At 71.7% G+C, this 13463-nt stretch carries 9 protein-coding genes; 4 read left to right on the forward strand and 5 right to left on the reverse strand.

Annotated features, from left to right (window positions below; genetic code table 11):
* Positions 1-3: 3 nt before the first annotated feature.
* Positions 4-1746: a succinate dehydrogenase flavoprotein subunit gene (gene sdhA / locus ACFWXO_RS01025; protein WP_380521163.1), complete on the forward strand. Its 1743-nt coding sequence runs from the start codon at positions 4-6 to the stop codon at positions 1744-1746.
* Positions 1746-2516, forward strand: coding sequence for a succinate dehydrogenase iron-sulfur subunit (locus tag ACFWXO_RS01030; RefSeq protein ID WP_375882257.1), 771 nt, complete (start codon positions 1746-1748; stop codon positions 2514-2516). The genes sdhA and ACFWXO_RS01030 overlap by 1 nt, the downstream gene beginning before the upstream one ends.
* A gap of 66 nt (positions 2517-2582) precedes the next feature.
* On the opposite strand, the gene ACFWXO_RS01035 is transcribed toward ACFWXO_RS01030, so the two are convergent.
* From ACFWXO_RS01035 to ACFWXO_RS01045, 3 genes are all read right to left on the reverse strand, one after another.
* A complete protein-coding gene (locus ACFWXO_RS01035) occupies positions 2583-4202 on the reverse strand; it encodes a hypothetical protein (protein ID WP_380521165.1) in 1620 nt (539 codons plus the stop codon).
* A gap of 166 nt (positions 4203-4368) precedes the next feature.
* Positions 4369-5964, reverse strand: coding sequence for a hypothetical protein (locus ACFWXO_RS01040; protein ID WP_380521167.1), 1596 nt, complete (start codon positions 5962-5964; stop codon positions 4369-4371).
* A 99-nt stretch (positions 5965-6063) separates the two neighbouring features.
* Positions 6064-6327, reverse strand: a complete 264-nt coding sequence (locus ACFWXO_RS01045; RefSeq protein ID WP_380397302.1) for an SCO4848 family membrane protein — start codon at positions 6325-6327, stop codon at positions 6064-6066.
* A 145-nt stretch (positions 6328-6472) separates the two neighbouring features.
* Here ACFWXO_RS01045 and ACFWXO_RS01050 point away from each other — a divergent pair, with 145 nt between their 5' ends.
* Positions 6473-7675, forward strand: coding sequence for a D-alanyl-D-alanine carboxypeptidase family protein (locus tag ACFWXO_RS01050; RefSeq protein WP_375882248.1), 1203 nt, complete (start codon positions 6473-6475; stop codon positions 7673-7675).
* Between the two features lie 28 nt (positions 7676-7703).
* Here ACFWXO_RS01050 and ACFWXO_RS01055 read toward each other — a convergent pair whose 3' ends face one another.
* Positions 7704-8651: a YihY/virulence factor BrkB family protein gene (locus ACFWXO_RS01055; protein WP_380521168.1), complete on the reverse strand. Its 948-nt coding sequence runs from the start codon at positions 8649-8651 to the stop codon at positions 7704-7706.
* Between the two features lie 66 nt (positions 8652-8717).
* Positions 8718-9716 carry a glycosyltransferase family 2 protein gene (locus tag ACFWXO_RS01060; RefSeq protein ID WP_380521170.1) on the reverse strand — a complete coding sequence of 333 codons (999 nt, stop codon included), beginning with the start codon at positions 9714-9716 and terminating at the stop codon, positions 8718-8720.
* Between the two features lie 133 nt (positions 9717-9849).
* Between ACFWXO_RS01060 and ACFWXO_RS01065 the strand changes: the two genes are divergently transcribed.
* Positions 9850-13422, forward strand: a complete 3573-nt coding sequence (locus tag ACFWXO_RS01065; protein ID WP_380521172.1) for a CDP-glycerol glycerophosphotransferase family protein — start codon at positions 9850-9852, stop codon at positions 13420-13422.
* Positions 13423-13463 lie beyond the last annotated feature (41 nt).

Here is a 13463-nt window from a genome sequence, read left to right on the forward strand (position 1 = left end):
CCCATGCAGATTCACCAGTACGACACCGTCATCGTCGGCGCCGGCGGCGCCGGCATGCGCGCGGCCATCGAGTCGACGCAGCGCAGCCGCACCGCCGTCCTGACCAAGCTCTACCCGACCCGGTCCCACACCGGCGCGGCCCAGGGCGGCATGTGCGCCGCCCTGGCCAACGTCGAGGAGGACAACTGGGAGTGGCACACCTTCGACACGGTCAAGGGCGGTGACTACCTGGTCGACCAGGACGCCGCCGAGATCATGTGCAAGGAGGCCATCGACGCCGTCCTCGACCTGGAGAAGATGGGCCTGCCCTTCTCCCGGACCGAGCAGGGCCGGATCGACCAGCGCCGCTTCGGCGGTCACTCCCGCAACCACGGCGAGGCCCCGGTCCGCCGCTCGTGCTACGCGGCCGACCGCACCGGCCACATGATCCTCCAGACGCTGTTCCAGAACTGCGTCAAGCACGGCGTCGAGTTCTTCAACGAGTTCTACGTCCTCGACCTGCTGATCAACGAGGGCAAGACGGCCGGCGTCGTCGCCTACGAGCTGGCCACCGGCGAGATCCACGTCTTCCAGGCCAAGTCGGTCGTGTTCGCCTCCGGCGGCACCGGCAAGTTCTTCAAGGTCTCCTCCAACGCCCACACCCTCACCGGTGACGGCCAGGCCGTGGCCTACCGCCGCGGCCTGCCGCTGGAGGACATGGAGTTCTTCCAGTTCCACCCGACGGGCATCTGGCGCATGGGCATCCTGCTCACCGAGGGCGCCCGCGGCGAGGGCGGCATCCTGCGCAACAAGGACGGCGAGCGCTTCATGGAGCGCTACGCCCCCGTCATGAAGGACCTCGCGTCCCGTGACGTCTGCTCCCGCGCGATCTACACCGAGATCCGCGAAGGCCGCGGCTGCGGTCCGGACGGCGACCACGTCTACCTGGACCTGACCCACCTGCCGCCGGAGCAGCTGGACGCCAAGCTCCCGGACATCACCGAGTTCGCGCGCACCTACCTCGGCATCGAGCCCTACACGGACCCGATCCCGATCCAGCCCACCGCGCACTACGCCATGGGCGGCATCCCGACCAACGTCGAGGGTGAGGTCCTGCGCAACAACACCGACGTCGTCCCGGGCCTGTACGCGGCCGGCGAGGTCGCCTGCGTGTCCGTGCACGGCGCCAACCGCCTCGGCACCAACTCGCTGCTGGACATCAACGTGTTCGGCCGTCGCGCAGGCATCGCCGCCGCCGACTACGCCAACGCGAACGAGTTCGTCCCGCTCCCGGAGGACCCGGAGGCGCTGGTCCAGGGCATGGTCGACAGGCTCCGCGAGTCGACCGGCACCGAGTCCGTGGCGCAGATCCGCAAGGAGCTGCAGGAGACCATGGACGCCAACGCGATGGTCTACCGCACCGGCGCCACCCTCAAGCAGGCCGTCGAGGACATCGCCGCCCTGCGGGAGCGCTACAAGCACGTCTCCATCCAGGACAAGGGCTTCCGGTACAACACGGACCTCCTGGAGGCCATCGAGCTGGGCAACCTGCTCGACCTGGCCGAGGTGCTGGCCGTCTCCGCGCTGGCCCGTGAGGAGTCCCGCGGCGGTCACTACCGCGAGGACTTCCCGACCCGTGACGACGTGAAGTTCATGCAGCACACCATGGCGTACCAGGAGGTCGCCGCCGACGGCAGCACCTCCATCCGCCTCGACTACAAGCCGGTCGTCACGACCCGCTACCAGCCGATGGAGCGTAAGTACTGATGAGCACTCCGACTGTGGAGCACTCGGCCGCTCTGGACGCGGTCGAGGCCGGTGGCGTACAGCTGATCACCGTCACCTTCCGGATCCGCCGGTTCAACCCGGAGGAGCACCCGGACCCGGTGTGGGTCGACTACCAGCTGACCCTGGACCCGAAGGAGCGCGTCCTGGACGCGCTCAACAAGATCAAGTGGGAGCAGGACGGCACCCTCACCTACCGCCGTTCCTGCGCGCACGGCATCTGCGGCTCCGACGCCATGCGGATCAACGGCCGCAACCGGCTGGCGTGCAAGACCCTGATCAAGGACGTCGACCCGGAGAAGCCGATCACGATCGAGGCCATCAAGGGCCTGACGGTCCTCAAGGACCTGGTCGTGGACATGGACCCGTTCTTCCAGGCGTACAAGGACGTCATGCCGTTCCTCATCACCAAGGGGAACGACCCGACCCGCGAGCGCCTGCAGTCCGCCGAGGACCGCGAGCGCTTCGACGACACCACCAAGTGCATCCTGTGCGCCGCGTGCACGTCGTCCTGCCCGGTGTTCTGGAACGACGGCCAGTACTTCGGCCCGGCCGCCATCGTCAACGCGCACCGCTTCATCTTCGACTCGCGCGACGAGGGTGCCGAGCAGCGCCTGGAGATCCTCAACGACCGTGAGGGCGTGTGGCGTTGCCGCACCACCTTCAACTGCTCCGAGGCCTGCCCGCGCGGCATCGAGGTCACCAAGGCGATCCAGGAAGTGAAGCGGGCGCTGGTCACCCGCCGCTTCTGATCCCCGCCCGACACCCACGGAGGCCCCCGTCCGATCCTTCCGATCGGACGGGGGCCTCCGTGTTCCTCACTTCAGCGCACCGGCACCGGAGGGGTCGCTCCAGCCGCTGTAGTACACCAGGTGCCGGTCGGCCGTGACGGCCCACAGGTCCGGCTTGCCGTCGCCGTCCACGTCGCCCGAGCTGCCGAGCGTCGGGTACTTGTCGACGGTGAAGCCGCTCGCGACGACGCCAGCCTTCGGGTCGACGAGGGCGGAGAAGTCGAAGGTGCCGTCGGCCTTCTTCGCGATCGGGTAGGCGTGCAGCTCCCCGGTGGCCCGGTCACGCGCCCAGAGGGCGAGGTTGCCGGCCGCGTCCGGGCCCGGGGCGACCAGGTCGTAGCCCGCCCAGGCGCCGTCGGTGGTGAGCTGGCGGGCGGTCCGCAGCCGGTAGGAGAAGCCGGGGTTGGCGAACAGCCAGAGGTTGCCGTCCTCCACGGTCATCAGGGAGGAGACCATCCGGCTGTCCAGGGAGCCGATCAGGGCGATCTGGTCGGCCTTGTGCCAGTCGGTGGCGAAGCCGGCCGGGCAGGCGGCGGCCGTTCCGGCGGCGTTCTGGCAGGCGGACGGCCGGGAGATCGCCGACGGGTACCCGGTGAACGAGGCGTAGTCCTGGTTGCTGTAGAAGTACAGCGCCGGCGAGCCGCTCGGGTGCATCAGCAGGTCGTCCATCGGCGCGTGCATGTTGGCGTCCCAACCGCGGTGCGCCACCTGGACGTTGGACCAGGAGGTCTGGTTCGGGGACTGGACGGCCCGGATCACCGCGGACGGCGTGGTGTCACCCGAGCCGCTGCTGATGATCTGCAGGTTGCCCGCTGCGTCCGGCAGCAGGACGTCCGGGACGCCGTCCCCGTCGACGTCGCCGGGCGCCTTGGGCGGGTTGGGGTTCGACGGGGCGTAGAAGGTGTAGCCCGCCCCGCCGACGTTGCCCGCGTCGTCGATCACCTGGACGTTGAGGGTGTTGGTGCCCCAGTTCAGGACCCGCAGGCTGACGGTCGCCGTGCCGTCGTCCTCCGGGACGACGGCGTCGGGCGAGTCGCAGCCACCGACGCCGAGGTTGCCCCAGCCGTAGCGGATGCAGGCGATCCCGGAGGACTCGCCGCCGGCCGGCACCGGGTCGGTGGTCCTGACCACGAAGGTGCCGACCTGGCCCGCGAACTTGGGGGCGGTGCCGCTCGCCGGGAAGTCGGTCGAGGAGACCGTGGCGGTCGGGCTGGTGGTGTCCACCGTGAAGTGGCAGTCCGCCGACGGGGCGGAGGCCTGGGCGCCCTGGAGGGCCCAGGCGTGCCAGGCGTAGCTGTGGCCGTCCAGCAGACCGGGGACGGTGAGGCCCGCCTGCGGGGCCCCGTTGGCCTGGGCCTCACCGGTGAACACCGGGTCCTCGGCGCCGGTGGTCACGTCCCAGACCCCGAACCGGGCGCCGGTGCCGGCGACCTTGACGTTGAGCGCCGGCCCGTTGACGCTCCGGCCGATCCAGGCCGGGTCGCCCGCCGGGCCGCAGGCCCCGAGGTGCTGGGCGTCGACGCCCTGACTGGTCCCCAGGACGGCCGGCCCGGCATCGGCCACCGCCACCGTCGGCGTGGCCAGCAGCCCGGCGGCCACGGTCGCCGCGGCGACCCCGCCGAATCTGCGCAGGTGCACGTGCTTCATCGAAATTCCCCCCACCCATCGTGCTCGGCGCGTCCGGTACGCGCGTACGAGCGGAGAGGATCTTGCCAGCGGAGAACCACCGGCGGCAACGGGGATTCCGACCGGCGGCCCGCCCACGGCACGGAGGCCCCGCCCGAGTTGATCGGGCAGGGCCTCCGTCGGCGGATCAGTTCAGCGGGCCGAGGTCGTTGGCATCGGTCCAGCCGCTGTACATCACCAGGTGCCGGTCGGCCGTGACGGCCCACAGGTCCGGCTTGCCGTCACCGTCGGCGTCGCCCGAGCTGCCGAGGGTCGGGTACGCGGCCACGGTGAAGCCGGTGGCGACGACGCCCGCCTTCGGGTCGGCGAGGGCGGAGAAGTCGAAGGTGCCGTCGGCCTTCTTCGGGACCGGGTAGGCGTGCAGCTCGCCGGTGGCCCGGTCACGCGCCCAGAGGGCGAGGTTGCCGGCCGCGTCCGGGCCCGGGGCGACCAGGTCGTAGCCCGCCCAGGCACCGGAGGTGGTGAGCTTGGTGATCTTGTCGAAACCGGAGGTGGCCCCGGCGAGCAGCCAGAGGTTCCCGCTCTCCAGCGTCAGGAGTGACGGCGAGGTGCCGCCGGCCACCGGGCCGAAGGCGACGATCTGGTCGGTCTTGGACCAGTCGGCGGCGAAGCCGGCCGGGCAGGGCTGCGGCTCGAACGGGTCGCCGCACACGCGGTCGCCCGAACGGTCGAAGCCCTTGGTCATGCCTCCGTAGTCCCAGTTCCGGTAGACGGTCAGGGAGGCGTCGCCCGGCTTGTGGATGAACAGGTCGTCCGAGGACGGCGCGTGGTAGTCCCACCCCCGGTGGGCGACCTGGTAGGGCGCCCAACTCTGCCCGGAGGGAGCGCGGTTGGCCGCGATGACGGCGTTCGGCGTCGTGTCGGTCGCGTTGACGCCGATGTACTGCAGGTTGCCCTGGGCGTCGGGGAGCAGGATGTCCGCGACACCGTCCCCGTCCACGTCGCCGAGGGTCTTCGGCGCGCTGGGGTTCGACGGGGCGTAGAAGGTGTAGGTCGTCCGGCCGACGTTGCCCGCGTTGTCGATCACGTTGACGACGAGGTTGTTGCTGCCCCACTGCAGGACCTTGAGGTCGATCTTCGCCGTACCGTCGGCATCCGGCTCGACGGCCTCCGGCGAGTTGCAGTCGGTCCCGGCGTACATCCAGGCGTACCGGAAGCACGCGATTCCGGAGGCCTCACCGCCCGCGGGGACCGCATCGGCGCCCTTGAGGACGAAAGTCCCCTTCTGCCCCGCGTACTTCGTGGCGGTGCCGCTCGCCGGGAAGTCGGTCGAGGAGACCGTGACGGTCGGGGCGGTGGCGTCCACGGTGAAGTGGCAGTCCGCCGAGGGGGCGGAGGCCTGGGCACCCTGGAGGGCCCAGGCGTGCCAGGCGTAGCTGTGCCCGTCCAGCAGGCCGGGCACGCTGAGACCGGCCTGCGGGGTTCCGTAGGTCTGGGCCTCACCGGTGAACACCGGGTCCTCCGCACCCGTGGTCACGTCCCAGACGCTGAACCGGGCACCGGTACCGGTGACCTTGGCGACGAGGTCGGTGCCGGTCCCGCTCCGGCCGATCCAGGCCGGATCCGTGGTCGGACCGCAGGCCGCGGTGATCCGGTCCGCGCCCTGGGCGGTACCGACGACGGCCGGCGCGGAGTCGGCCGAGGCCGCCGGCCCGGTGAGCAGGCCGGCGGCGAGAGCCGCCACGACGACCCCGCCGAGTCTGCGGGCACGCGAAAATGTCATGAAGGTTCCCCACCCCTTGTGTTCGGCGCGTCCGGTGCGCGCGCGAGAACGGTGAGGATCCTGCCAGCGGGCACTGACAGCGGCGACGGGGATTCGGGGTCAGTCCGTGGCCGTGGCCGGGGTGCGGCGGGTGGCGCGGAGGCCGCGGAGGCCGATGGTGCCGACGGCGATGCCGAGGAGGAAGGAGGTGACGGCGAGGAGCAGGTGGATCCAGAAGAAGGCGGTGGGCTGGGAGTGGTCGCCGTTCACGAAGGCCTGGTTGCCGGAGTCCTTCCACAGGTTCTTGACGAAGGTGGTCCAGATGATCATCGACCAGACGCCGAAGGCGGTCAGGAACCAGGAGGTGCGGCGGCTGAGCTTCATGGGGTGGTCCTCGGCGGGGGTGCGGTGGCGGCGGGGTGCCTCCCCAGTATGCGCGGGCCGCCGATCGGCGTAGGGCGGGCCCCTCCTGCGGAGGACCGGTCCGGTGTGGCGGACGGCGGCGCTCCGCAGTGGGTACGGTCAGCTGGTGTCCACACCCCGTCACACCTTCGCGCAGTTGTGCGCCGCGGTCACCGCGGCCCTCCCGGTCCTGCTCGCCGCGCCCGCGGCGGTCGCGGCTCCGCAGGCGCCGCCCCCGCCGTCCGCGATCGGCGGTGAGCGGCTGGGGCTGCCCGGGGTCCAGGTCAATCCGCTGACGGGGGCGCCGGCCCTGCCGACGGACCTCACCGGCCAGTCCTGGATAGTCTCCGACGCCACGTCGGGGGACGTGCTGGCGGCCTACAACCCGCATCTCAGGCTGCCCCCCGCGAGCACCTTGAAGATCCTCTTCGCGGACACCGTGCTGCCCAAGTTCGACCGCAACGCGGTGCACCGGGTCGCCGACGAGGAGATCCAGAACATCGGCGCCGGCAGCAGCCTGGTCGGCATCAAGGAGAACCTGGACTACCGGGTCGAGGACCTGTGGCGCGGGGTGTTCCTGAGTTCGGGCAACGACGCCGTGCACGTCCTGGCCCACATGAACGGCGGCATCCAGCCGACCGTCAACGAGATGCAGGCCCGGGCCGAGGCCCTCCAGGCGCGGGACACCAAGGTGATCTCCCCGGACGGCTACGACATGGACGGCCAGCTGTCCTCGGCCTACGACCTGTCGCTGTTCGCCCGCTCCGGCCTGCGCAACCCGGACTTCCGCGGGTACTGCGCGACCCGGGACGCGATGTTCCCGGGCGCCGTCGACAAGAACACCGGCCAGCGCGGCAGCTTCGGGATCGCCAACACCGACCGGCTGCTGGGCAAGTACCCCGGGCTGATCGGGGTGAAGAACGGCACCACCACCAACGCCGGTTCGACCTTCGTCGGCGCCGCCGAGCGGAACGGGCGGACCCTGCTGGTGACGGTGATGCACCCGGCCAGCTACCAGAAGGTGTACGACGAGACGGCCGAGCTGCTGGACTGGGGCTTCGCCGCGGCGGGCAAGGTGCAGCCGGTCGGCCGGCTGGTCGACGAGCAGCAGGCCGGCGGCGAGGAGCCGACCGGTCAGGCGGGTGGCGCCGCCGGTGCCCCCGCGCCGCCGCCGCACCCCTCCCCCACCGCGGGCCGGGCCGCCGCCGGACCGGCCGGGGACGACGGGCCGGGCCCGGGCACCTGGACGGCCGTGCTGGTCGGGGCCGTGGTCGCGGCGGGCGCCGTGGTGGCCCTCCGGCGCCGGGCGTCGGGCCGCGCCGGGGACTGAGCCGCGGTCCGACGCCCCGGTCCCGGCCTCAGGTCCGGGGCCGGGGCGTCGCCGTGGGCGTGGTGTCCTTCGCCTCGGCCTCGTCGGCCGCGGCCAGCAGCGCCCGGCCGTGCTCCCTGGTCCGCTCCCGGGCCGCCGCCGGATCGGCGGTGGCCGTCCAGGCCACGCAGTACATCAGCAGCCGGCTCACGAAGTTGATCCACAGCAGCAGCGCCACCGGGGTGGCGAAGGCCCCGTACAGGCTCCGCCCGGCGACCGAGCCGAGGTAGGAGGAGAGCAGCAGTTTCAGCAGCTCGAAGCCGACCGCGCCGATCAGGGCGCCGGTCAGCAGGTCGCGGCGGCGCTGGTCGGTGATCCCGGGGAAGGGTGCCAGCAGGTAGGCGAAGAGCAGCATGTCGCACGCTATGGCGATCAGCACGCCGACCCCGGTCAGCAGGTAGCCGCTGCCCAGGCCGATCGCGTCGGCGATCCGCCCGGCGAGCGTGGTGCCGGCGGCGGAGGCGGCCACCGAGAACAGCGACACCAGGCCGAGGCCGGCCAGCACCAGGACGTCCCAGGCCTTGCGCAGCACCGGGTTGCCGTCCTCCTCGGGCAGCTGCCAGAGGTCCCTGATCGAGGTGCGCATGGTGTCCACCCAGCCGAGGCCGGAGACCAGCAGCAGGGCGCCGCTGACCAGCCCGAGGGTGCCCGCGTTCGCCACCAGGGACGGCAGGTTGAGCGAGTCCGACAGGCCCGGCAGCTGGTCGGAGATGTGGTGCTGGAGGTCGTCCACCTGACTGCCGTTCAGCGTGGCGACGGCGATCGCCAGGCCGACCGTGAGCAGCGGGAACAGGGCCAGGAAGCCGAAGAAGGTGACGGCTCCGGCCAGACGGTTGCCGCGGGCGGCGGAGAAGTACTCGTACACCCGGTAGGGGCGGCTGCGCAGCACCCGGGCCACGAGCGGGCCCAGGACCGGAAGGCGGGTCAGGAAGTCCACCCGACCGGTTATACCTGCCCGTCCCCCGAACGGCCGTCAGGCGCGGGCCGGATCCGGGGGACGGGCTTACCGGTTGACGAGCCGTCGGGCCTTCGCCAGGGCGCGGACGGCCTGGTAGGCGGCGTACCGCCCGTGGCCGAGCAGTTCGGTGCGCACGCCGTCCACGCCGGGCGGCGGGCGGTAGCCGGCCGGGCGCAGCCGGGCGCAGTGCGCGGCGGAGCGGCGGAAGTACTCGCGGCGGTCGCCGGGCGGGATCCGGCCGGGCTTGGCGACCACGGTGTTGAGGTGGTTGAGCATCTTGCCGAAGACCACCGGGCGCCACCGGTCCAGGTCGGGACGGCGGTCCAGGAAGGCGAAGACCAGGTCGTACTGGGCGAAGACGTCGAAGTGCTTGCGGCTGGCGGTGGCCAGGATGTTGCCGCCCTCCTGGCGCTGGCGGTAGTGCACGCCGACCCGGTCGAGCAGGGTGATGCTGGCGGCGGCGAGCAGCGCCGGGTACGTCCAGGGGGTGTCCTCGTAGTAGCCGGCCGGGAACTCCAGCCGCTGCTCGGTGACGAACCCGCGGCGGTAGGCCTTGTTCCAGACGACCTGGAGCAGGTCGAGCAGGTCGGGGCGGGCGGCGAGGTCGAAGACGTCCGGGGAGTCGGCGCCGAAGACGTGGCCGGCGGCGGCGCGGGTGGTCCGGCCGTCGGCGTAGGTGCGGGCGTAGTCGTAGACCAGGACGTCCGGGTCGCCGGTGGCGGCGAGGCGGTCCTCGACGGCGGCCAGCAGGCCGGGGGTGAGGGTGTCGTCGCTGTCGAGGAAGAGCACGTAGTCGCCGGTGGCGACCTCCAGCCCGGCGTTGCGGGCCCGGCCCAGGCCGACGTTCTCCGGCAGGTGCAGCACCCGGACCCGGGGGTCGGCGGCCGCGGCCTCGTCCAGCATCGCGCCGCAGCCGTCCGGCGAGCGGTCGTCCACCGCGATCAGTTCGAAGTCCGGTCCGCCCTGGCCGAGGACCGATTCGAGGCACTCGGCGAGGTAGTCCTGGACCTGGTACACGGGGACGATGACGCTGAAGCGGGGCACGGGGGCCAGCGTAGTGGGCCCGAGGGGGTCCGGGCCCCGGAGGTAGGATCGGGGGGCACGTACGCACCGATCCAAGTGCGGCCAGACCCCCTGCGGGCTGCCACGCTCCTCCCGAGAAAGGCCTGCGTAGCCGATGGCTCCCCGCCTCTCCATCGTCGTTCCGATCTACAACGTCGAGCGTTATCTCGTCGAATGCCTCGACTCGATCGCCGCCCAGACCTTCACGGACTTCGAGTGCGTCATGGTCGACGACGGTTCGAAGGACGGCAGTGCGGCGCTCGCCGATGCGTACGCAGCGAAGGACTCGCGGTTCCGGCTGGTCCGGCAGGTCAACAAGGGCCTCGGCGCGGCCCGCAACACCGGCATCCGGCACATCGACCCGGACTCCGAGTTCCTGTGCTTCGTGGACAGCGACGACTCGATGCCGCCGAGCGCGTACGAGCTGATGATCAACACGCTGGACGAGACCGGCTCGGACTTCTGCACCGGCAACGTGCTGCGGTTCCGCGCGGTGGGCTACTACCAGTCCGGCGGGCACTCCAAGCCGTTCAAGGAGACCCGGCTCAAGACCCACATCACCGAGCTCCCGGCGCTGGTCACCGACCGCACCGCGTGGAACAAGGTGTACCGCCGCTCCTTCTTCGACGCCGCCGACCTGCTCTACCCCGAGGGCATCCTGTACGAGGACGCGCCGGTCAGCGTGCCGCACCACTACCTCGCCAAGAGCGTGGACGTGCTCTCCGAGCCGATCTACCACTGGCGCGAGCGCGAGGTCGGCGAGATGTCGATCACCCAGATGCGCACCAACCCGAAGGGCCTGGTCGACCGGGTCGCCTCGGTCGAGCTGGTCCGCGCCTGGTTGAAGAAGCAGACCGAGCCGCGCTTCGCCGAGTACCTGCGCTCCTACGACGAGAACACCCTCGTCGAGGAGATCCCGATGTTCTTCTGGTCCGTCGTGGACGGCGACAAGGAGTACCGGGACGCCTACGTCCAGAGCGTCAGCCGACTGCTCCGCTCGATCGGCCAGGAGCAGGTCCGCAAGCTGCGCGCGCCGCTGCGGCTCAAGTACCACCTGACCCTGCAGAACCGGGTCGACGAACTGGTCGAGCAGATCAAGTACGAGGGCGAGAGCGGCGGCGGCGTGCAGGCCCGCGGCCTGCTGCGGCCGTACGCGGACTACCCGTTCCTGCGCGGCGGGCGCAAGAGCGTCCCGTCCGGGGTGCTCAAGCTGGACAACTCGCTGGTCATGCGCAGCCGGCTGTACGGCAGCGCCTGGGTCGGCGGGAAGCTGGAGCTGACCGGGCACGCCTACCCGGAGCAGCTGGGCGCGGCGAACAAGCACGACATGGTGCGCACCCTGGTGCTGCGCGAGGCCAAGGGCCGCCGGGCGATCGCGGTGCCGATGAAGACCCAGTACAGCCCCGAGGCCACCGCGAGCTGCAACCACGACCTGTACAACTGCGACTGGTCCGGCTTCTCCGTCGCCGTCGACCCGAAGAAGCTCAAGCACCGCGGCCAGTGGAAGGACGGCCACTGGCGCGTCCTGGTGGCCGGCGCGGGCAAGGGCGGGATCTACAAGGGCCGGATCTCGGCCGGCTGGAGCGACAGCGCCGCGTCGATCCCGCAGCACTGGGTCGAGCCGGACGTGCGGATCGTGCCGTGGGTCCGGGACGGCTTCGTCTACCTCCAGGTGGAGACCGTCAAGGCCCGGGTGACCGGCCTGGCCGCGCACGGCGGCCGGATCGAGGTCTCCGGTGCCGCCCGTTCCGGGGCGAGCTTCGCCGGGGCCCGACTGCGGCTCACCCACCTCGAGTCGGACCGCGAGCTGACCTTCCCGGTGGAGCTGGGCACCCCGGCCGGCACCCTGCAGCCGTTCACCTCCTCGGTCGAGGTCGCCGAGCTGACCGCCGTCCGCGAGGCCTGGGCCGAGCTGGACCCGGTGGCCGCCGAGCGCGTCCGCGACCGCTGGAAGACCGCGCTGCTGCTGGCCGACGACAGCGTCCTCCCGCTGGTCTGGGACGACCGCAACGCGCCCGAGCAGCTGCACGTCCCGCTGGACCCGCAGGCGCCGGTCGAGCTGCGCCGGGCGATCTACACCAAGCCCTCCCCTAGCGGCCACCTCCAGCTCTCCGACCAGCTGCTGCAGCCGATCGTGGACGAGGTGTCGGCGCGCGGCGCCGACGGCTTCCTGCTGAGCGGCTCCTTCCCGCAGCCCGGCGCGCACCGCTGGGAGCTGGTGGTCCGCCACCACTGGCGCGAGGAGGAGCACGTCTACCCGGTGGAGATCTCGGACGGCCGGTTCCGCACCGCGCTGCCCGCCGTCCCGACCGCCACCTTCGCCGGCCGGGTGCCGCTCGCCCAGGGCACCTGGAACGTCTTCTTCCGTCCGGTCGGCGTGCCGGCCTCGGCCCTGCCGGACAGCCACGTGCAGATCTCGCCGGACTGCTTCGGCGCCCTGCCGGTGGAGGTGGAGTCCCGCGGCAAGCGGATCGCGCTGGAGCGCCGCTACCACGACGGCCTGTCGCTGGAGTCGTACTCGGCGCTGCTGCCCGAGGAGCGGTCCGGCTTCCGCCAGCGCCGGCTGCGCACCACCGACTACCCGGCCGCCCGCCGCCTGCCGGTGCGCGACACGGTGCTCTACAACGCCGGGCACGGCAGCGCCTACGCCGACTCCCCGCGGGCGATCCACGAGGAGCTGGTCCGCCGCGGCCTGCCGCTGGAGCACCTGTGGGGCAGCGACGACATGCAGACCGAGCTGCCGCGCACCGCGCAGCCGATCCGGCTGTGGAGCCCGGAGTGGTTCGAGGCGCTGGCGACCGCCAAGTACATCGTCACCAGCACCCACCTGCCCGACTTCTTCGTCCGCCGCCCCGGCCAGGTGGTCCTGCAGACCCGGATGGGCAGCCCGCTCAAGCAGGTCGGCCTCGACTTCGAGAAGGTCTGGTTCACCGACTCGAACTACCTCAAGGGCCTGAGCCGCGAGGTGCCGAACTGGAGCCTGCTGGTGGCCGGCAACAGCTGGTCCGCCCCGGTGCTGCGGCGCGCCTTCGACTACCAGGGCGAGATCCTGGAGAGCGGGGCGCCCCGGAACGACCTGCTGTTCGCGGCCGACCGGGAGAAGACCGCCGAGCAGGTCCGCGAGCGGCTCGGCCTGCCCGAGGGCAAGAAGGTCGTGCTGTACGCGCCGACCTGGCGCGAGGACCGGCGCCGGCCGAACGGCGGCTACCAGATCGACCTGCGGATCGACCTGGAGGCGGCCAAGGCCGCGCTGGGCGACGACCAGGTGCTGCTGGTGCGCCGGCACAACATGATGTGCGGCCAGATCCCGGGCGCCGGCAACGGCTACATCTGGGACGTCGGCAGCTACCCCGACATGGCGGAGCTGCTGCTGATCGCCGACGTGCTGGTCACCGACTACTCGTCGAGCGTCTTCGACTTCGCCACCACCGGGAAGCCGGTGCTGTTCTTCACCCACGACCTGGAGCACTACCGCGACAACCTGCGCGGTTTCAGCCTGAACTTCGAGGCCGAGGCCCCGGGCCCGCTGCTGGCCACCTCCGAGGCGCTGGTCGACGCGCTCGGACGGGTGGACGCGGTGGCGGCCGAGTACGCGGACAAGGCGGCCGCGTTCCGTGAGGCGTACTGCGACCTGGACGACGGCAAGGCCTCCGTCCGGGTGGTCGACGCGATGCTCCGCAAGGAGTAGTCACCGGTCATGACAGCGGGGCGCCCGGCGTGATCCACGCC

Source organism: Kitasatospora sp. NPDC059088 (assembly GCF_042738155.1).
Classification (GTDB): domain Bacteria; phylum Actinomycetota; class Actinomycetes; order Streptomycetales; family Streptomycetaceae; genus Kitasatospora.

Excerpts from the sequence above, each read along its gene's own strand:
- ACFWXO_RS01040 (WP_380521167.1), bottom strand. The coding sequence starts at position 5,964 with ATGACATTTTCGCGTGCCCGCAGACTCGGCGGGGTCGTCGTGGCGGCT.
- ACFWXO_RS01065 (WP_380521172.1), top strand. The coding sequence starts at position 9,850 with ATGGCTCCCCGCCTCTCCATCGTCGTTCCGATCTACAACGTCGAGCGT.
- ACFWXO_RS01035 (WP_380521165.1), bottom strand. The coding sequence starts at position 4,202 with ATGAAGCACGTGCACCTGCGCAGATTCGGCGGGGTCGCCGCGGCGACC.
- sdhA (WP_380521163.1), top strand. The coding sequence starts at position 4 with ATGCAGATTCACCAGTACGACACCGTCATCGTCGGCGCCGGCGGCGCC.
- ACFWXO_RS01045 (WP_380397302.1), bottom strand. The coding sequence starts at position 6,327 with ATGAAGCTCAGCCGCCGCACCTCCTGGTTCCTGACCGCCTTCGGCGTC.
- ACFWXO_RS01030 (WP_375882257.1), top strand. The coding sequence starts at position 1,746 with ATGAGCACTCCGACTGTGGAGCACTCGGCCGCTCTGGACGCGGTCGAG.